The sequence below is a fragment of the Pseudomonas sp. P1_A1 genome, from assembly GCF_056406935.1.
On the sequence record NZ_JBFTZE010000018.1, the window covers coordinates 42,316 to 60,815 of the forward strand.

The 18,500-nt window shown below is 62.0% G+C and carries 18 protein-coding genes; 11 read left to right on the forward strand and 7 right to left on the reverse strand.

The features are described from left to right. Positions 1 to 56 precede the first annotated feature (56 nt). The 7 genes from AC1D2Q_RS22985 to AC1D2Q_RS23015 all read right to left on the reverse strand — a co-directional run bounded on the left by AC1D2Q_RS22985 (position 57) and on the right by AC1D2Q_RS23015 (position 7,320). Positions 57 to 419, reverse strand: coding sequence for a Na+/H+ antiporter subunit G (locus tag AC1D2Q_RS22985; RefSeq protein WP_007935990.1), 363 nt, complete (start codon positions 417 to 419; stop codon positions 57 to 59). Then, a complete protein-coding gene (locus AC1D2Q_RS22990) occupies positions 416 to 694 on the reverse strand; it encodes a K+/H+ antiporter subunit F (protein WP_477814631.1) in 279 nt (92 codons plus the stop codon). Before AC1D2Q_RS22990 ends, AC1D2Q_RS22985 begins: the two co-directional genes overlap by 4 nt. Further along, positions 691 to 1,179 (reverse strand): Na+/H+ antiporter subunit E, encoded by a 489-nt coding sequence (locus AC1D2Q_RS22995; RefSeq protein WP_477814632.1) that lies wholly within the window; start codon positions 1,177 to 1,179, stop codon positions 691 to 693. The genes AC1D2Q_RS22990 and AC1D2Q_RS22995 overlap by 4 nt, the downstream gene beginning before the upstream one ends. Further along, positions 1,176 to 2,861 (reverse strand): monovalent cation/H+ antiporter subunit D, encoded by a 1,686-nt coding sequence (locus AC1D2Q_RS23000; protein WP_477814633.1) that lies wholly within the window; start codon positions 2,859 to 2,861, stop codon positions 1,176 to 1,178. The genes AC1D2Q_RS22995 and AC1D2Q_RS23000 overlap by 4 nt, the downstream gene beginning before the upstream one ends. Next, a complete protein-coding gene (locus AC1D2Q_RS23005; RefSeq protein WP_007935994.1) occupies positions 2,858 to 3,202 on the reverse strand; it encodes a Na+/H+ antiporter subunit C in 345 nt (114 codons plus the stop codon). Before AC1D2Q_RS23005 ends, AC1D2Q_RS23000 begins: the two co-directional genes overlap by 4 nt. Beyond that, positions 3,202 to 6,132, reverse strand: a complete 2,931-nt coding sequence (locus AC1D2Q_RS23010; RefSeq protein ID WP_477814634.1) for a monovalent cation/H+ antiporter subunit A — start codon at positions 6,130 to 6,132, stop codon at positions 3,202 to 3,204. The genes AC1D2Q_RS23005 and AC1D2Q_RS23010 overlap by 1 nt, the downstream gene beginning before the upstream one ends. Before the next feature lie 159 nt (positions 6,133 to 6,291). Beyond that, complete coding sequence (locus tag AC1D2Q_RS23015; RefSeq protein WP_477814635.1) at positions 6,292 to 7,320, reverse strand: DMT family transporter; 1,029 nt, start codon at positions 7,318 to 7,320, stop codon at positions 6,292 to 6,294. On the opposite strand from AC1D2Q_RS23015, the gene AC1D2Q_RS23020 reads away from it, so the two are divergent. From AC1D2Q_RS23020 to AC1D2Q_RS23070, 11 genes are all read left to right on the forward strand, one after another. Beyond that, positions 7,315 to 7,878 (forward strand): helix-turn-helix domain-containing protein, encoded by a 564-nt coding sequence (locus AC1D2Q_RS23020; RefSeq protein WP_477814636.1) that lies wholly within the window; start codon positions 7,315 to 7,317, stop codon positions 7,876 to 7,878. The two genes, AC1D2Q_RS23015 and AC1D2Q_RS23020, sit on opposite strands and share 6 nt — an antisense overlap. Before the next feature lie 156 nt (positions 7,879 to 8,034). After that, positions 8,035 to 9,237, forward strand: coding sequence for an SfnB family sulfur acquisition oxidoreductase (locus tag AC1D2Q_RS23025; RefSeq protein ID WP_477814637.1), 1,203 nt, complete (start codon positions 8,035 to 8,037; stop codon positions 9,235 to 9,237). A gap of 10 nt (positions 9,238 to 9,247) precedes the next feature. Then, positions 9,248 to 9,682, forward strand: coding sequence for an acyl-CoA dehydrogenase (locus AC1D2Q_RS23030; protein WP_477814638.1), 435 nt, complete (start codon positions 9,248 to 9,250; stop codon positions 9,680 to 9,682). Then, positions 9,682 to 11,085, forward strand: a complete 1,404-nt coding sequence (locus tag AC1D2Q_RS23035) for an LLM class flavin-dependent oxidoreductase (RefSeq protein WP_477814639.1) — start codon at positions 9,682 to 9,684, stop codon at positions 11,083 to 11,085. The genes AC1D2Q_RS23030 and AC1D2Q_RS23035 overlap by 1 nt, the downstream gene beginning before the upstream one ends. Positions 11,086 to 11,232: 147 nt before the next feature. Beyond that, the gene (locus AC1D2Q_RS23040; RefSeq protein ID WP_477814640.1) at positions 11,233 to 12,138 is read left to right on the forward strand and encodes an AMP-binding protein; all 906 of its coding nucleotides are present in this window, start codon (positions 11,233 to 11,235) and stop codon (positions 12,136 to 12,138) included. Beyond that, the gene (locus AC1D2Q_RS23045) at positions 12,135 to 12,911 is read left to right on the forward strand and encodes an ABC transporter ATP-binding protein (RefSeq protein ID WP_477814641.1); all 777 of its coding nucleotides are present in this window, start codon (positions 12,135 to 12,137) and stop codon (positions 12,909 to 12,911) included. The genes AC1D2Q_RS23040 and AC1D2Q_RS23045 overlap by 4 nt, the downstream gene beginning before the upstream one ends. Next, the gene (locus tag AC1D2Q_RS23050) at positions 12,911 to 13,792 is read left to right on the forward strand and encodes a branched-chain amino acid ABC transporter permease (protein ID WP_477814642.1); all 882 of its coding nucleotides are present in this window, start codon (positions 12,911 to 12,913) and stop codon (positions 13,790 to 13,792) included. Before AC1D2Q_RS23045 ends, AC1D2Q_RS23050 begins: the two co-directional genes overlap by 1 nt. 4 nt (positions 13,793 to 13,796) lie before the next feature. Continuing rightward, positions 13,797 to 14,846, forward strand: coding sequence for a branched-chain amino acid ABC transporter permease (locus AC1D2Q_RS23055; protein WP_477814643.1), 1,050 nt, complete (start codon positions 13,797 to 13,799; stop codon positions 14,844 to 14,846). Between the two features lie 24 nt (positions 14,847 to 14,870). Then, positions 14,871 to 16,211, forward strand: a complete 1,341-nt coding sequence (locus tag AC1D2Q_RS23060; RefSeq protein ID WP_477814644.1) for an ABC transporter substrate-binding protein — start codon at positions 14,871 to 14,873, stop codon at positions 16,209 to 16,211. Between the two features lie 3 nt (positions 16,212 to 16,214). Beyond that, entirely contained in the window at positions 16,215 to 16,982 is a 768-nt protein-coding gene (locus AC1D2Q_RS23065) for an ABC transporter ATP-binding protein (RefSeq protein ID WP_477814645.1), read from the forward strand. 14 nt (positions 16,983 to 16,996) lie between these two features. After that, the gene (locus tag AC1D2Q_RS23070) at positions 16,997 to 18,439 is read left to right on the forward strand and encodes an FAD/NAD(P)-binding protein (RefSeq protein ID WP_477814646.1); all 1,443 of its coding nucleotides are present in this window, start codon (positions 16,997 to 16,999) and stop codon (positions 18,437 to 18,439) included. Positions 18,440 to 18,500: the final 61 nt, after the last annotated feature.

Consider the following 18,500-nt stretch of genomic DNA (forward strand, 5'->3'; position numbering starts at 1 on the left):
CGCCTTCGCGAGCAAGCCCGCGATATAGGCCCTGCCAATCAACACAAATCCTCGAACTAACTCCCGGTTTCCGTGCGCCGACTACTCACTTCCGCCGGCACATCATCCCCTGCCATGCGCTTGCGGAACAGCGCCGCCCGGGCCAGTAGCAGCGTGGTCACCGGCACCGTGATCGATAACAGAATCGGAATCAGCCAGGCATGCAACACCGGCCCCGACTTGAGCGCCGAAAAGTAAATGATCGAAGCCAGTGCCACGCACCACGCGCCCAATGTCGAGGCCAGTGCCGGCGGGTGCATGCGCTGGAAGTAATCCTTCATCCGCAGCAGCCCGACCGCGCCGATCAGCGCAAACAGACTGCTGAGCACCAGCAGAATCGCCACCGGTATTTCCACCCACAAAGACAGTTCAGCGCTCATTCGATCACCTCGCCGCGCAACAGGAATTTGGCCAGGGCAAACGAGCCGACGAAGCCGAACAGGGCGATCAGCAGCGCCGCCTCGAAATAAGTGTCACTGGCATAACGAATGCCCAGCGCGAGCATCATCAGCATGGCGATGATGTACAGGTAATCCAGGGCCAGAACCCGATCCTGGGCTGACGGGCCCTTGAACAGGCGGACCAGGGTCAGAATCATCGCCAGCGAAAAGATGAACAGGCTCAGCAGGATCGCGTTCGACAGCAATGCGCTCATTCGAAGATCTCCATCAAGGGGCGCTCGTAGGTCGCCTTGAAGTGCTGGATGAATGGGCCTTCGTCATCCAGATCGAAAACGTGCAGCAACAGAATGCTGCGATCCAGCGCCAGCTCCGACCAGACCGTGCCGGGAATCACCGTGCAGATGATCGACAGCGCCGCCAGGCCGTTGGCATCGCGCAAATCCAGCGGCACCTTGATGAACCGCGAGCGAGGCGCACGCCGCCCGGCATTGAGCACACCCCAGGCCACGGCGAGGTTGGACACCAGCACATCGCGCCCGACCAGCAAGAACAAACGCAAAATCACCCCGGGGCGACGAATGCTGATCGGCAACGGCCGCAGCTTGCGCATCATCAGCGGGGCACAGAGGCCAAGTACCGCGCCCAGCAGCAAATTGCCGGGGCTCATCGACAGGTTCAACAGCAGCCACAGCAGCCACAGGGACAGCGACAACCACGGCGCAGGAAACAGACGCTTCATGGTTGCACCTCCACCAGTACCGCGCTGGCTTCAGGGCTCGGCACTGCACGGGTGCCGAGCACTGCCATCACGTATTGCTGCGGGTTATTCAATGCTTGAGCGGCGGCCTGGGTGTAGCGCAGCAGCGGTTCAGCCTTGAACGTCAGCGCGATGCTCAGCCCCAGCAGCACGATGATCGGCACGCATTCCAGGCGGCGCAGCAAGGGCGACGGTCGCTCTTGCGGGGTCCAGAAACGCTGGATGCCCAAACGCGAGAAAGCGATCAACGAGGCCAATCCGGACAGGATCAACAACGCCAGCAACCCCCACGCACCGTTCGATACCGGCTCGTCGTTGCCATGACCCAGGCCCAGCGGGTTGAGCAGGGCGCTGAGCAGGCTGAGTTTGCCGATGAATCCGGAGAGCGGCGGCATGCCGATGATCAGCAAGGCGCAAGCGATGAAGCTCAGGCCGAGGAAGGCCATGGTCCAGGGAATCACCTGACCGACCACGGCTTTCTGGTCGTCATCGAGGTTGAAACCTTTGGGCGGCTGCAAGGATTCCAGGGGCCGTGGCAGCAGCTCGCCGTCATCGTCCAGTGGCATTTCGTTGGCCGAACGCGAACGCTCGATCAACTCTGCCAGCAGGAACAGCGCGCTCAAGGCCAGGGTCGAGCTGACCAGATAGAACAGCGCCGCGCCGATCAGGTTCGGCTGAGCGAAACCGATGGCCGACAACAAAATGCCTGCCGACACCAGAATGCTCAGGCTGGCCATGCGTTCCAGGCGTTGCGCGGCGAGGATCGCCACGGCGGCGCAGACGATGGTCGCCATGCCGCCGTAGATCAGCCAGTCGCCACCGAAGTACGCGGAGGCCCCGGCCTGACCGGAGAACAGCAGCGTCCACAGGCGTAGCAGGGTGTAGACGCCGACCTTGGTCATGATCGCGAACATCGCCGCTACCGGGGCGCTGGCCGCGGAGTACGCCGGCACCAGCCAGAAGTTCAGCGGCCACATCCCGGCCTTGGCCAGGAACGCCACCGCCAGAATCGCCGCGCCGGCATGCAGCAGGCCGCGATCGGCCTCCGGCACCAGCGGGATTTTCAGCGCCAGGTCGGCCATGTTCAGTGTGCCGGTAACGCCGTAGATCAGCGCCGCGCCGATCAGGAACAACGACGAGGCCAGCAGGTTGATCGAGATGTAATGCAGCCCCGACGACACCCGCGCCCGGCCCGAACCGTGCAGCATCAGTCCGTAGGAAGCGGCGAGCAGCACTTCGAAAAACACGAACAGGTTGAACAGGTCCGCCGTGAGGAAGGCGCCATACAGGCCCATTAACTGAATCTGGAACAGTGCGTGGAAACTCGAACCGGCGCCGTCCCAGCGGGCCATGGCGAACAGCAGGGCGCTGACGCCGATGATCCCGGTCAGCACCAGCATCAACGCCGACAGGCGATCGACCACCAGCACGATACCGAACGGCGCCTGCCAGTTGCCCGGCAGGTACACGCCAATGGAGCCGGGCACGCCGGTGGTTTGTGTCCATTGCAGCAACATCACGGCAATGCCCAGCCCCAACAGGCTGGAGAACAGATTGATCCTGGCCTTCAGTGGACGGTGTTTTTCGCCCAGCATCAGCATCACGGCGGCGGTCAGCAGCGGCAGCAGGATCGGTGTGACGATCAAGTGAGTCATCGCCATCATTCTTTAGGCTCCCGGCCATCCACATGGTCGGTGCCGGTCAGGCCCCGGGAGGCGAGCAGCACCACCAGGAACAGCGCGGTCATGGCGAAACTGATGACGATCGCGGTCAGCACCAGCGCTTGCGGCAGCGGGTCGGTGTAGTGCAGCAAATCCTGAGGCACGCCGTCCTTGATGTTCGGCTCCTTGCCAATGAACAGGCTGCCCATGCTGAAGATGAACAGGTTGACGCCATAGGACAGCAGGCACAGGCCCATGACCACCTGGAACGTCCGTGGCCGCAGGATCAGCCATACGCCGGACGCGGCCAGCACACCGATGGCGATTGCGATGACTTCTTCCATCAGATGGCTCCTTGGGTAACAACAGCTTTGGCCACGGGCCTGATTTGCGCGCTGGTTTTATGACCGCGTACCGATTGGTGGGCGAGGGCGGTGAGGATCAACAGCGTCGAACCGACCACCACGGCGTACACGCCAATGTCGAAGAACAGCGCGCTGGCGATATGAATGTCACCCAGCAGCGGCAGCTCGAAATGCCAGGTGTGGGTGGTCAGGAACGGATACCCGGCCGCCATCGCCCCGAGCCCGGTAACGGTGGCGAACAACAGCCCGGTGCCCATCCAGCGCAACGGCCGCAAGCTCATTTGCGCCTCGACCCACTGGGTGCCGGCGACCATGTATTGCAGGATGAACGCCACCGACATCACTAGCCCTGCGACGAAACCGCCGCCCGGTTGGTTGTGCCCGCGCAGGAACAGATAGAAGGAGATCACCAGGGCGATCGGCAACAGCAGGCGCACCAGCACCGCCGGCACCATCATGAAACCGAGCGCGGTGTCGCTGGCGTGACGCGGGTTGACCAGATCGGTGACCACATCGGGCGCCAGCAGACGCTGTTGGGCCGGCAGTTGCAGGCTTTCTTTCGGAGGGCGGAAGCGTCGCAGCAGGGCGAACACCGCCAGGGCCACCGCCACCAGCACGGTGATTTCGCCGAGTGTGTCGAAGCCACGGAAATCCACCAACATTACGTTGACCACGTTGCTGCCGCCGCCTTCGGGCAGGGCGCGACTGAGGTAGAAAGAGGATATGTCGTTGGGCGTCTGGCGGGTCAGCATCGCGTAGGACAACAGCGCCATGCCGCCACCGACCGCTGTCGATAGCAGCAAGTCGCGAACCCGTCGTACCCGCGCCTTGCGCAGGCTGCTTGGCAACGGTGACACCTCTTCGATCCGTCGCGGCAACCAGCGCAGGCCGAGCAGGATCAGCACCATGGTCACCACTTCGACCACCAGTTGCGTCAGGGCCAGGTCCGGCGCCGAGAACCAGACGAAGGTCACGCAGGTCATCAAGCCGCAGACGCTGACCATGGTCAGGGCCGCAAGCCGGTGATACTTGGCTTGCCACGCCGCGCCGAGTGCACAGGCAATCGCCAGCAGCCAGAGGATCACGAACACGATCGAGCCCGGAATTTTCGCCCGGTCACCCCAGCTCAGGCTGCTGTGCAGCATCGGGATCACCCCGGCCAGCACTGCGGCGAGTACCACCAGGAACAGTTGGGTTTGCAGGCGCCGGGTGCTGATCCGCCGCTCCAGGCGACGGGCCAGACGCATCATGATCACCAGGCAGCGCTCGAACAGCCGCTTGCCATTGAAACGGCTGATCACCGGCGGGTGCGTGAAACGCCCTTGCTTGAGTTGATTACGCAGCAACAGGTAAAGCACGATGCCGCCGGACATGGCGATCAGGCTCATGAACATCGGTGCGTTCCAGCCGTGCCAGATCGCCAGGCTGTACTCGGGCAGCGTGCCGCCCACCACCGGCAATGCGGCGGCGGCGAGCAGCGAGCCGACCACTTGAGCGGGGAAAATCCCCACCACCAGACAGGTGAACACCAGCAACTCCACCGGCGCGCGCATCCAGCGCGGCGGCTCGTGCGGGGTGTGCGGCAGATCGGTGGCGGTCGGGCCGAAGAACACGTCGACGGTGAAGCGCAGGGAGTAAGCGACGCTGAACGTCCCGGCAATGGTCGCGACGATCGGCAGGGTCATCTCGATCCAGGCCGTGGCGTTGATGAACACGGTTTCGGCGAAGAACATCTCTTTCGACAGGAAGCCGTTGAGCAGCGGCACGCCGGCCATGGAGGCGCTGGCGACCATGGCCAGGGTGGCGGTGAACGGGATCAGTTTGACCAGGCCGCTGAGTTTGCGAATGTCCCGGGTGCCGCTTTCGTGGTCGATGATCCCGGCGGCCATGAACAGCGAGGCCTTGAACGTGGCGTGGTTGAGAATGTGGAATACCGCGGCCACGGCAGCCAGCGGACTGTTCAGGCCCAGCAGCAGGGTGATCAGGCCCAGGTGGCTGATGGTCGAGTAGGCCAGCAAGCCCTTGAGGTCGTTCTGGAACATCGCGCAGTAAGCGCCAAGCAACAGGGTGCAGGCGCCGGCCCCGCTGACGATGTAGAACCATTCTTCACTGCCGGACAGCGACGGCCACAGGCGAGCGAGCAGGAACACCCCGGCCTTGACCATGGTCGCCGAGTGCAGATACGCCGACACCGGAGTTGGCGCCGCCATGGCGTGGGGCAGCCAGAAGTGGAAGGGAAATTGCGCGCTTTTGCTCAGGGCGCCGATCAGGATCAGGGGCAGCAGAATAGGGTAGAGGGCATGCGCGCGAATCAGATCGCCGGCGGCCAGGACCTTGTCCAGGTCATAGCTGCCGACCACATGGCCGAGCAGCATGACCCCCGCCAGCAAACACAAACCGCCCGCGCCGGTAACCATCAGCGCCATATAAGCACCCCGTCGCGCATCGGCGCGGTGGTGCCAGTAGCCGATCAACAGGAATGAAAAGATACTGGTCAGCTCCCAGAAAAACACGATCTGGATCAGGTTGCCGGAGATCACCAACCCCAGCATGGCGCCCATGAACGCCAGGAAAAACGCAAAGAAACGCGGCACCGGGTCGTCCGGTGACATGTAATAACGGGCGTACAACGAAACCAGCGTGCCGATGCCCAGCACCAGCATCGAGAACAACCAGGCGAAACCGTCCATGCGCAGCACGAAGTTCAGGCCCAGGCTGGGGAGCCAGAAGAACTCTTCACGAATGACGCCGCCATGGGCGATTTGCGGGTACAGGAGGGCGACCTGGACAGTGCCGATCAAGGCAACCAGACCCGCCAACAAAGATTCGGTGTTACGCGCGTTGTGTGGCAGCAAAGCCGCCAGACAGCTGCCGATAAAAGGCAGAAGCAGTAGAACTATCAGGGACATAGGCTTCTAATCTGCGGAAGTTTGTGAAGCATCATACGTGCCAGCTCCCCGATCACCAAACGCCAAGCTGTCGCAGAATCCTACAAAGCGGGTGGAAAATTCCTGTTTTTCCTTGTTTCAGATCGCTATCGATCGTTCCCACGCAGAGCGTGGGAACGATCAGTGCTCGGCTTCGCGATCCAGATCGTCCTCAACCTCAAAAACCACCTTACCCTTGGTCTTCAACTCACTGACAATCACCGCCGCCACAATCAACCCCGCGCCAACCAAGGCAATCGCCGGCAGGCGTTCCCCGGCAATCCGCCCGACAATCCCGGCCCACACCGGCTCCCCGGCATAGATCAACGTCGCCCGAGTCGGCGAAACACTCTTCTGTGCCCAGTTCATCGCCACCTGAATCGCCGCACTCGCCGCGCCTAATCCCAAAGCGCTGCACAACAGCAACCACGAGAAGTCGGGAATCACTTCCTGGGTCGGCACCACCATCAGGAACGACAGCACCGACGTGGTCGCCAATTGCACCACCGTCACCCGGCGCACGTCGACCTGGCCGGCATAGGTGCTGATCAGAATGATTTCCGCAGCAATCGCCACGGCGCTGATCAATGTGGCGATTTCACCGGGGCTGAAATTGAACGAAGCGCCGGAAGGCCCCGACAGCAACATCAACCCGGTAAAGGCCAGCATGATCCCGATGCTCGGCATCAACCCCGGACGACGCCCCAGCACCAGCCATTGCAGCAATGGTACGAACGGCACGTACAGCGCGGTAATAAACGCCGACTGACTGCTGGGAATGCTCTGCAAACCCACGGTCTGCAGGCCGTAGCCGAGCATGATCGCCACGCCGATAAACGCCCCGGCCTTGAGTTCGAACAGGGTCAGTTCGCGCAGATGACGCCAGGAGAACAGCGCCACAAGGCTCGCCGCCGCGGCAAAGCGCAGCCCGACGAAGAACATCGGCCCGCTGACGGTCATCGCATGCTGCACCAGCAAAAAGGTCCCGCCCCAGACCATGGTAATCAGCACCAGCACGCACTCGGCCTTGCTGAACCGGGAGAAACGGGGGGAAGTATGAGAAGCGTTCATTGACGTCATGACCTTGCGCGCCATCTGAGGGAGACGCACAATGCGCCCGAAGTTGGGCAGTATACTGCGCAACGCCACCCAGTGAGCAATATAGTGCACAAAGATTCCACCCAACGGGCTTCGGTCCTCCAGCACGTCAGCCTGAACGTGCGGCGGCTGCGTCACGCCGCCGACATGAGCCAGAGCGCCCTGGCCGAAAAGTCCGGGGTCAGCCGCCGGATGCTGGTGGCCATCGAGGCCGGCGAGAAGAACGTCAGCCTGACCACCCTCGACCGCGTGGCCGAAGCGCTGGACGTGGCCTTCAGCGACCTGATCCAGGCCCCGGATGCCCGCGACCCGAGCCGCATCAACGAAGTGGCTTGGGCCGGGAAGATTCCTGGCAGCAAAGCCGTCTTGCTGTCCAAAGCCACTGCCACTCGTGAGGTGGAACAGTGGGAATGGTGCCTGCAACCCGGCGAAATTTACCCGTCGCAGCCAGATGCCGAAGGCTATAGCGAACAGCTTTATGTATTCGAAGGTTGCCTGACCCTGATGCTCGGCGATCAGCCGCAGAAAATCGCGGCTGGCGAGTTCTTCATGTTTGCCAGTAACCAGCCGTATTCCTATTGCAATGATGGGGAAGTGGCGGTGCGGTTTGTGCGTAATGTGGTGATTTGACTGTTGACCGACCAACACTGGATAAGCACTTTGCTGTTTTTAAGCTGCAAGTGTTTCTCGGATAATTCATCAACTTATTGAAATAAAAGAAATTTAATTTCAGGCATGACTCCTGCAAAAGCTCTGGGGTATTCACCAGAATTCTGGAGTCGGCCCATGACAGCCTCTGCCCAATCCCCTCGCACCGCCCACGTCATCCACTCGGACGCCGAAGCCATCGCCGTCGCTCACAAGCTCGCCGCGCGCTTCGCCATCGAGGCCAGCCTCCGCGACCGCGACCGACGCTTGCCAATCGCCGAACTCGACGAATTTTCCGCCAGTGGTCTCTGGGGCATCACCGTTCCCAAGGCATACGGCGGCGCCGGCGTTTCTTACGTGACCGTTGCCGAAGTGATCAAGATCATTTCCGCCGCCGACTCATCCCTTGGCCAGATACCGCAAAACCACCTCGGGGTGCTCGACATCCTTTTGCAAACCGCCACCGAAGAGCAGAAGCGTTACTACTTCGGCAAAGTCTTGCAGGGCTACCGATTCGGCAACGCCTTCTCTGAATCCAAAAGCAAAAACGCCGGTGCCTTCGAAACCCGCATTCGTTTCGACAAAGACACCGCGCAAATCGACGGCGAGAAGTTCTACTGCACCGGCGCGTTGTTCGCGCACATCGTGCCGGCGGTGGCGGTCAATGAAGAGAACAAGGCCTTCATAGCCTTCATCGAGCGCGACACTCCCGGCTTGACCGTTATCGACAGTTGGGACGGTTTCGGCCAGCGCACCACGGCCAGCGGCGGTGTCACGCTCAACGCGGTTAAAGTCCCGCTCAGCGCCGTGATCCCCGCCCATAAAGCCTTCGACGAGCCCACCGCCGATGGCCCGATTTCGCAAATCATCCAGGCGGCCGTGGACACCGGCATCGCCGTCGGCGCCCTGGAAGAAACCAAACGCTACGCCCGTCAAGCCCGACCCTGGATCGACAGTGGGCAGGATCACGGCTGGCAGGACCCGTTCAGCATCGCTGCAATTGGCGAGCTGGAATGGCGAGTCCACGGCACCGAAGCCATTGTGCAAAAGGCTGGCCGCGCAATCGACCATGCGCTACTCAACCCCAATGAAGACACGGTGGCCCGTGCCTCGGTGGTGGTCGCCCAGGCCAAAGTGCTGTCCGCCGAGATCGCCTTGCTTGCCGGCAGCAAACTCTTCGAGCTGGCCGGTACTCGCTCGGTGCTCGGCAAGTACAACCTCGACCGTCACTGGCGCAACGCCCGGACGCACACCTTGCACGACCCGGCACGCTGGAAATACCACCTGATCGGCAACTATCTGCTCAACGGCGTGAAGCCTGCGCGCCACGCCTGGAACTGAGGAGCCACCCATGAACGCCTTGACCCAACCGATTGTTGCCGGGCAGCCCCTGGCCAAAAGTCAGCACGATCTGCACAACGCTCGGAGCCTGTTTGATGCGACCCTGCGTTTTGTTCGTCAGCAACAACCTGAGGACGATCCTTATGTGATCAGCCGTTTCGGCGACTTGCACATCCGTATCGAAGTCGCCGCCGCGCTGCTCGAACGTGCCGAAGACTTCCTGAATAGCCTTGAAGATGACACGGAAATCAGCATTGCCATCGCCGAGTCTCATCTGGCTAGCGCAGATGCGCTCAACGCCGTCAGCAACGCCGAATTCGAACTCACCGGCCAACGCACTGCATTGCACGGGTCACTGCACGACCCGCTGCGCTGGAAACTCCACCTCATCGGCAACTTCCGCCTCAACGGCATCCATCCCCCAAGCGTTGGGAGTGYCGTTTGATGGCCCGCGAAATTCGTCTCAACGCCTTTGACATGAACTGCGTCGGCCACCAATCGCCCGGCCTGTGGGCGCATCCGCGAGATCGCTCATGGCAGTACAAGGATCTGGAGTACTGGACCGATCTGGCGAAAATCCTCGAGCGCGGCAAGTTCGACGGCTTGTTCATTGCCGATGTGCTCGGCATCTACGACGTCTACAACGGCAACGGTGACGCGGCGATTCGTCAAGCGGCGCAGGTGCCGGTCAATGATCCATTGCAACTGATCCCGCCGATGGCACTGGTCACCGAGCATCTGGGTTTCGGCCTGACCGCGTCGCTGTCGTTCGAGCATCCGTATCCGTTCGCCCGGCGCCTGTCGACCCTTGATCACCTGACCAAGGGCCGCGCGGGCTGGAACATCGTTACCTCGTACCTGGAAAGCGGCGCGAAGAATCTCGGCCAGAAAGCCCAGACCGAACACGACGCCCGTTATGACTTCGCCGAAGAGTACCTGGAGGTTTGCTACAAGCTGTGGGAAGGCAGCTGGGAAGAGGGCGCGATTCTGCGGGATCGCGAGCGGCGGATCTTCAGCGACCCGAGCAAAATTCACGAGATCCGGCACGTCGGTAAACACTTTCAGGTGCCAGGGATTCATCTCTGTGAACCCTCGCCCCAGCGCACGCCTGTGCTGTATCAGGCCGGCGCCTCGAGTCGCGGCAAGCAATTTGCGGCCGAACATGCCGAGTGTGTGTTTGTCGCCGCGCCGTCGAAAGTGCTGCTGAAGAAAACCGTGGCCGACATCCGTCGCCGTGCGGCTGAAGCGGGGCGCGATCCGTCGAAGATCCTGATCTTCAATCTGCAAACGGTGATACTCGGCGAGACCGACGCCAAGGCTAAAGCCAAATTCGAAGAATATAAAACCTGGGTCAGTTATGAGGGCGCCATGGCGTTGATCTCGGGCTGGACCGGGATCGATTTCAGCCAGTTCAAACCGGATGAGCCGCTCAAGCACGTGCATACCAATGCCATTCAGTCGGCGGTGGAGGCGTTTTCCACGGCGGACCCGAATAAGGTCTGGACGCCGAACGAACTGGCCGATTGGGTCGGGATCGGTGGGTTCGGCCCGCTGTTTGTCGGCAGCCCCGAGACCGTCGCCGACCTGCTACAGGAGTGGGTCGAGGAGACTGATGTGGATGGTTTCAACCTGGCGTATGCGCTGACCCACGAAACCTTCATCGACGCCGTGGAATTGCTGGTGCCGGAGTTGCAGAAGCGCGGGGTGTACAAGACCGAATACGCGCCGGGGACGTTGCGCGAGAAGTTATTCGGGGAAGGGGCGCGATTGCCGGAGATACATCCGGGCAGCGGCTATCGCGACCTGGTGGGATTGCGGCGGCAGGAGAGGAAAGTGGTGTCTGCCTAGATGCCATCGTGGGCACATTCAACATTGATATCGCCAGTTACATCGCTTTCGCGAGCAAGCCCGCTCCCACAGGGGGACGGTGGTGTTTTACAGATTCCAGCCCGGCGGACCACCGCACGCTTTTGCCCATGGATAAGAGGTAAGCCAATGAGCGTGCATGAACTCAAGCGTCCGCCCACCGCGGACACCGCCGAATGGCAGGTCAAGGCGCCTCGCGCCCTGGAGCAGTTGCAACACTGGGCACAGGTCAGTCCGTTGCAACCGGCCTTGCGCCACAAGCGCCACGGCCGGTGGTTCGTCTGGCGCTGGATCGATGTCTTGCGCGATGTCGAGCGGTTGGCCGATGGCTTGCGTCAGCAAGGTTTCACCGAAGATTCGCGTCTGGCCCTGAGCGGCGCGTTCGAACCGAATTTGTTGCTACTCGCATTGGCCGCCCGGCACATCGGCGCCGAATTGCTGACGCTGCCGGACAACCTCGACCCCGAAGCCCTGCACAAAGCCCTGTGGCGCAGCCGTCCGACTCACGCGTTCGTCCAGGGGCGACAGACGCAGCAACTCTGGATCAACCAAGGCCAGTCGCCGCTGAGTTTCGCCGACCTGTTTGGCCCGGTGGAAGCCCCGCAACGCCGCAGCCGCTGGAATCAGGATGCGCAACTGTGGAGCGAAGAGGGTACCCAGTGGCAGTACGGCCTGACGGTGCTGCTGGAACAATGGCTGACCAGCGGCCAATCCCTGGCTTTCCCGGAAAGCCCCGGCAGCGCCGCCCGCGACCGTCGTGAAGTCGCGCCGTTCGGGCTGCTGCTGTCCGCCGAACGCCTGCAACTATTGGCCGCGGAAATCGACAGCCGCCTCGCCCCCCATGGCACCTGGCGTCGACGCCTCTGCGACTGGGCCATCGCCCATCCCGAAAAAGGCCTGCAACGCTTGATCAAGAACCGCGTTCGCCGCCTGTTGGGTTTCCACAACCTGCAGTTCATCTGGCAAGCCCCCCGCATTTCCGATGCTCAACCCGAGCCGATCTGGCTCGCTGAATTCAAACGGGACATCGCATGAGCTCGACCGACTCCATTCTGCAAGTCAGCGGTATTTCCCTGTCCTTCAAAGGCGTGAAGGCGATCAATGAACTGTCGTTCGACGTCCGTCGGGGCGAGATCTGCGCGCTGATTGGTCCCAACGGCGCGGGCAAGAGTTCGCTGCTCAACGTGCTGAACGGCGTGTACCGCTTCGATGCCGGTTCGATTGTGTTCGAGCAACAGCCGTTCAAGCGTATCGACCCGTTGAGCGCCGCACGCAGGGGCATCGGCCGCACATTCCAGAACAACGCGCTGTTCAAGAAAATGAGCGTGATCGACAACATCCTCACCGGCCTGTCACGGCACCTGCGCAGCCGTTTCATTGAGCAGGCGCTGAACCTGCCAAGAGCCCGGCGTGAGGCTGAAGACTTTCGCCAACAAGCCCAAGGCATTCTCGAATTCCTCGAACTGCAAGCCCATCGCGACGTGCCGGTGGGCCAACTGTCCTACGGCCTGCAAAAACGCGTGGAGCTGGGCCGTGCCTTGATCGCCGGCCCCAGCCTGTTGCTGCTCGATGAACCGATGGCCGGGATGAACGCTGAAGAGAAGCAGGAAATGGCCCGCTTCATCGCCGACATCAACCGCGATCTCGGCACCACGGTGGTGTTGATCGAGCACGACATGAGCGTGGTGATGGGCCTGTCCGACCATGTGGTGGTGCTCGATTACGGACGCAAGGTCGGTGACGGCACGCCGGCCGAGGTGCAGGCCAATCCCGACGTCATCGCGGCGTATCTGGGAGTGGTGCACTGATGACATTCCTCTTCGAAACCCTGCTCGGCGGCTTGCTCGCCGGGACCATGTATTCGCTGGTCGCGATCGGCTTCGTGCTGATCTACAAGGCCAGCGGCGTGTTCAATTTTGCCCAGGGCGCGATGCTGCTGTTCGCCGCGCTGACCTTTGTCAGCCTGCACGATCAAGGCGTGCCGTTCGCCTTGGCACTGTTGCTGACTGTTGTGGTGATGATCATCGGCGCGTTACTGATCGAACGGCTGGTGTTGCGGCCACTGGTCAATCGCTCGCAGATCACCCTGTTCATGGCCACCCTCGGGCTGTCGTTCATCATCGAAGGCCTGGCCCAGGGCTTGATGGGCTCGCAGGTGCGGGCGCTGGATCTGGGCATCGATGACGTGCCGCTGTTCATCGGCGGGATGATGGTCAGCCAGTTCGACCTGATTGCCGCAGCGGCCGCCATCGTGCTGGTGACGGTGCTGGCGCTGTTGTTCAACAAAACCCGCATTGGCGTGTCCTTGCGCGCGGTGGCGGATGACACCACCGCCGCGCTGTCGATCGGCATCAACCTCAACCGCATCTGGCTGATCGTCTGGGCGGTGGCGGGCATTGTCGGACTGGTCGCCGGGTTGCTGTGGGGCGCGCGCCAGGGGGTGCAGTTTTCCCTGTCGCTGGTGGTGCTCAAGGCCTTGCCGGTGTTGATCATCGGCGGCTTCACTTCGATTGGCGGGGCGATTGTCGGCGGGTTGATCGTCGGTGCGGCGGAGAACCTCGCCGAGGTGTACATCGGCCCGCTGATTGGCGGCGGCATCACCCCGTGGTTTGCCTATGTCCTGGCCTTGGCCTTCCTGTATATCCGTCCCGCCGGCCTGTTCGGCGAGCGCGCCATCGAGCGAGTCTGAACCCATGTCGATTTCCCTAACCCGCGAAACCGCGCCAGCGGTGTTGATCCAGCGTCGTGTGCCGTTTGGCCTGCCTGGCCTGTTGTTGATTGCCTTCGTCGTCGTGCCGCTGACCGGCAACGACTATTGGCTGAACGCGATTCTGATTCCGTTCCTGGTGTTGTCCCTGGCTGGGCTTGGCCTCAACTTACTCACTGGTTACACCGGCCAGACCTCGGTCGGCGCGGCCGGGTTCATGGCGGTCGGCGCCTTTGCCACCTACGGTTTTCTGCTGCGTTTGCCAGAGCTGGGCTTGCCGGTGGCGCTGCTCGGCGGCGGGCTGATCAGCGCGGTGGTGGGGTTTGTCTTTGGCCTGCCGAGTTCGCGCATCAAGGGCTTTTACCTGATGGTCACCACGCTCGCCGCGCAGTTTTTCCTGGAGTGGCTGTTCGTCAAATTCCCCTGGTTCTACAACTACGGTTCGTCCGGAACCATTTCCGCGCCGAAACTGGCCCTGTTCGGCCATGACCTCAACACGCCATTGGGCCGCTATCTGCTGACCCTGACCACGGTGCTGCTGTTGACCTGGGTGGCGATGAACCTGGTGAAAAGCCAGATCGGCCGCAACTGGATGGCGATCCGCGACATGGACACCGCCGCCGCCGTCATCGGCATTGCGGTGGTGCGCTACAAGCATTTGGCATTCGCCGTCAGCTCGTTTTACCTCGGCATCGCCGGGGCCCTGTGGGCCTTTGCTTATCTGGGCACGGCCAGCGCCAGCAGCTTCGATATCAACCGGTCGTTCCAGATCCTGTTCATCATCATTATCGGTGGCATGGGCAGCATCGCCGGCAACTTCGTCGGCGCGGCGTTCATCAGCCTGCTGCCGATCCTGCTCAGCCACGCCGGCCAAGCGCTGTTCGGCGGCTCAGTGGACGCCGGCCAGTTGCAGAACCTGCAAAAAATCATCTTCGGCGTGCTGATCATCCTGTTTCTGATCAAGGAACCGGAAGGCCTGATTCGCCTCTTGAGCAACCTCCGTGAACGGCTGCGTCACTGGCCGCTGCGCTTCTGACCTCCCCACTATTAGAGAGACAACATGCGTGCATCCTTGAAACGTTCGTTGGCCGGCGTCGCTCTGACGCTGGCGGTTTACGGCAGTACGATGCCGATGGTTCAGGCCTCGGCGGACCAGCAATTCTTCCCGTTGGCCACGTATCGCGTTGGCGCCTATGCCTCCAGCGGCGTGCAGGTGTGGGCCGGCATGCTCGATTACCTGAACTACATCAACGATGTGGAAGGCGGGATCAACGGCGTCAAACTGGTCTGGCAGGAATGCGAAACCGAGTGGACGGCGGAGAAGGGCATCGAGTGCTATGAGCGCTTCAAGAAAGGCCTGGATGGCGCGCCGGTGGCGATCTATTCACCCAACGGCGCACCGGCGGCGTATGCGTTGAGCGAGCGGGCGGAAGTCGACAAGATCCCGCTGATCACCCTCGGTTACGGTCGCACCGAAGCCACCGACGGCACGGTGTTCCCGTACAACTTTCCGGTGATGCTGACCTTCTACAGCGAGGCTTCGAGCCTGATCAACTACATCGCCCAGCGCGAGGGCGGGTTCGACAAACTCAAGGGCAAGAAAATCGCCACGGTTTATCACGACTCGGCTTATGGTCGGGAAACCCTCGGCCCGTTGAAGCTGCTGGCGGAGAAATACGGTTTCGAAAACATCCAGATTCCGGTGGCCGATCCAGGCAACGAGCAATCGGCGCAATGGCGGCAAGTGCGCCAAGCCAACCCGGACTGGGTGTTTCTGCGCACCTGGGGTGTGTCGACGCCGGTGGCGGTCAAGACGGCGGCGCGCTTCGGCTTTCCGGTGGACCACATCGTCGGCGACATCTGGGCCAGTTCCAGCGAAGACGTATTGCCCGCAGGCGCCGCCGCCAAAGGTTATCTGGCGCTGACGCCATACCCGGCCGGCAGCGAATTCGAGATCCATAAACGCCTCAAGCAAGCCATCCTCGACAAGGGCAAAAGCGACCTCAAGGACCTGAAGAATTTCGGAAGCGTCTACTACAACTCCGGGCTGGTGAACGCCGCCGTCATGGTGGAAGCGATCCGTACCGCCCAGGGAAAATTCGGCAAGCGGCCGCTCAATGGCGAAGAAGGGCGCTGGGGGCTGGAGCACCTGAATATCGGCGATGCACGGCTCAAGGACATGGGCTACTTCGGCCTGATGCAGAACCTCAAACTGTCTTGCAAGGATCATGAGGGTGGCGGTTCGGCACGGGTGCAGCAGTGGGACGGCGCCAACTGGACGCTGATCAGCGACTGGATCCCCGCCGACCGCGCGTTGCTGCGGCCATTGATCGATGAAAAATCCGCCGCGTTCGCCAAGGAAAAAGGCCTGACGCCACGCACCTGCACCGGAGACGAGTAACCCATGAGCAAAGCCGCCAGCGACATTGCCGCCAATGACCTGTTGCAAGTGAATGACATCGAAGTGATCTACGACGGGGCGATCCTGGCCGTGGCCGGGGTATCGCTGACGGTGCCCAAAGGCGGCATCGTCGCCTTGCTTGGGGCCAACGGTGCGGGAAAAAGCACCACGCTCAAGGCGATTTCCGGGTTGGTGCGGGCTGAACGGGCGGAGGTCAGCCGAGGCTCGATTGCCTTTCTCGGGCGTGATACTGCCGGGGTCGATCCGAGTGTTCGCGTGCGCCAGGGCATGGTGCATGTGCTGGAAGGTCGGCACGTATTTGCGCAACTGACGGTGGAGGACAATCTGCGCAGCGGCGGCTTCGTTCGCGGTCTGAGCCGCAAGGACCTGGCGGCGGATCTGGAGCGCATCTACGCCTGGTTTCCACGTCTGAAAACCAAGCGCAAGACTCAGGCCGGGCTGACTTCCGGTGGCGAACAACAAATGGTCGCCATCGGCCGCGCGTTGATGACTCGTCCTACTTTGGTACTGCTCGATGAGCCTTCCATGGGTTTGGCGCCTATTATCGTCCAGGAGATTTTCGAAATCGTGGCGCAACTCAATCGAGACGAGCAGGTGAGCTTCCTGATTGCCGAGCAAAATATTAACGTGGCACTCAAATACGCCTCAAAGGCCTACATCCTCGACACGGGTCGCGTGGTGCTGTCCGGTACTGCCGATGAGTTACTGGCACGAGGCGATCTGCACGACTTCTATTTAGGTAAACACTGATCAATGAGAACGCCATGACTGACACCCAAAGCGGACAGGCGAGCGACGCCATCCGCCACGCGGACATCCTGATCATCGGCGGCGGCCTCAGCGGTGCGATGCTGGCGGCGCAGTTGTTGCGGTTGCCCGGTCAGCGCCGGATTCTGGTGATCGAGCCGCGAGCAGAACTGGGCCGTGGCGAAGCCTATAGCGCGGTGGAGCTGGGCCATACGCTCAATGGCAACGCGGCGCGGATGAGCGTCGACCCGGACAACGCCGATGACCTGACCCAATGGCTGACCGAACACATCGCCGCGGGTGGCTGGCCGGAGTCGGATCAGCAGCATGTGCCGGTCAGTGAACTGTTTCCGCCGCGCGGGCTGTTCGGCGTCTATGTGCAACAGCGTCTGGCCGAAGCGCAGGCGGTGGGCGTATTGAAGGGTTCGAGTGTCGAGCATGTGCGGGCCGAAGTGGTGGACTTGCAGACCTCTGCCGACTCTGTGCAACTGACCTTGAACGATGGCCAGCGTCTGCAAGGCGCATTCGCGGTGCTCGCTACCGGTATGTTCCCGGCAGCACGCACGCCGCAGACCGAGTCCAGCGGCTTGAACGCAGCGGCGCTCGATCCATGGGATGTGACTGCCATGCGTCAGCTCGATCCGCAGTCGGCGGTGCTGATTATCGGCTCGGGCCTGACCATGGTCGATGCCGTGGTGTCGCTGGAGCAGGCCGGGCATCGTGGGCCGATCGAAGTGTTCTCCCGTCATGGTTTGCTGCCGCATGTGCGCCGACAACCGCCGGCGTGGGTGGATTTTCTCGCCGAGGATCACAGCATTCGCACACCACGTCAGCTGGTGCGCGAACTGCGCCGGCATTGCTGCGATGCCATCGCTCAGGGCATCGACTGGCAAGCGCCGTTGGATACCGTTCGGGCGCATATCGGGCGGTTGTGGAGTCAGGCGACCGATGTGCAACGTCGGCAATTTGTGCGGCATGTGCGGCCATGGTGGGAAAGCCATCACCATCGCTCGCCGCCGTTGAGTGCCGAGTTGGTGGCGCGGCTGCATGGGGAAGGGCGGTTGCGGATTCAGGCTGCATCGTTCAAGGGGCTCGAGCCTGCGTCGGACGGTGAGGTCAGCATCCGCATTCGTCGGCGTGGCGAGGCGCAAACCTGCGTGGTGCATGGCGCGGCGCTGATCAACTCCAGCGGCATCGAATACGACTGGCGCCGGGTGGCGCGGCCGTTGCCGCAGCAGTTGCTCGCTCGCGGCCTGGTGCGTCCGGGGCCGTTGGGATTGGGCATTGCCGCCGCAGTTGACGGCGCAGTATTAAGCGCCGATGGGCAGGTCGCCAGCCGTTTGTTCGCCATGGGGCCGCCGTTGCGCGGGATGTGGTGGGAGAGCACGGCGGTGACTGATGTGGCGAGCCAGGCCAAGGCGTTGGCGGTGCGGTTGGCAGGTATGTGTCCGGTGGTTTGACCCTGGGTTTGAGGATGTTCTTTTGGGCCTCATCGCGGGCAGCCCGCGCTGAGGCCGGTAC

Bases quoted from the DNA above. Each gene is read 5' to 3' on its own strand.
- AC1D2Q_RS22985 (WP_007935990.1), bottom strand. From the start codon at position 419: ATGAGCGCTGAACTGTCTTTGTGGGTGGAAATACCGGTGGCGATTCTG.
- AC1D2Q_RS22990 (WP_477814631.1), bottom strand. From the start codon at position 694: ATGAGCGCATTGCTGTCGAACGCGATCCTGCTGAGCCTGTTCATCTTT.
- AC1D2Q_RS22995 (WP_477814632.1), bottom strand. From the start codon at position 1,179: ATGAAGCGTCTGTTTCCTGCGCCGTGGTTGTCGCTGTCCCTGTGGCTG.
- AC1D2Q_RS23000 (WP_477814633.1), bottom strand. From the start codon at position 2,861: ATGATGGCGATGACTCACTTGATCGTCACACCGATCCTGCTGCCGCTG.
- AC1D2Q_RS23005 (WP_007935994.1), bottom strand. From the start codon at position 3,202: ATGGAAGAAGTCATCGCAATCGCCATCGGTGTGCTGGCCGCGTCCGGC.
- AC1D2Q_RS23010 (WP_477814634.1), bottom strand. From the start codon at position 6,132: ATGTCCCTGATAGTTCTACTGCTTCTGCCTTTTATCGGCAGCTGTCTG.
- AC1D2Q_RS23025 (WP_477814637.1), top strand. From the start codon at position 8,035: ATGACAGCCTCTGCCCAATCCCCTCGCACCGCCCACGTCATCCACTCG.
- AC1D2Q_RS23035 (WP_477814639.1), top strand. From the start codon at position 9,682: ATGGCCCGCGAAATTCGTCTCAACGCCTTTGACATGAACTGCGTCGGC.
- AC1D2Q_RS23040 (WP_477814640.1), top strand. From the start codon at position 11,233: ATGAGCGTGCATGAACTCAAGCGTCCGCCCACCGCGGACACCGCCGAA.
- AC1D2Q_RS23045 (WP_477814641.1), top strand. From the start codon at position 12,135: ATGAGCTCGACCGACTCCATTCTGCAAGTCAGCGGTATTTCCCTGTCC.
- AC1D2Q_RS23050 (WP_477814642.1), top strand. From the start codon at position 12,911: ATGACATTCCTCTTCGAAACCCTGCTCGGCGGCTTGCTCGCCGGGACC.
- AC1D2Q_RS23055 (WP_477814643.1), top strand. From the start codon at position 13,797: ATGTCGATTTCCCTAACCCGCGAAACCGCGCCAGCGGTGTTGATCCAG.
- AC1D2Q_RS23060 (WP_477814644.1), top strand. From the start codon at position 14,871: ATGCGTGCATCCTTGAAACGTTCGTTGGCCGGCGTCGCTCTGACGCTG.
- AC1D2Q_RS23065 (WP_477814645.1), top strand. From the start codon at position 16,215: ATGAGCAAAGCCGCCAGCGACATTGCCGCCAATGACCTGTTGCAAGTG.
- AC1D2Q_RS23070 (WP_477814646.1), top strand. From the start codon at position 16,997: ATGACTGACACCCAAAGCGGACAGGCGAGCGACGCCATCCGCCACGCG.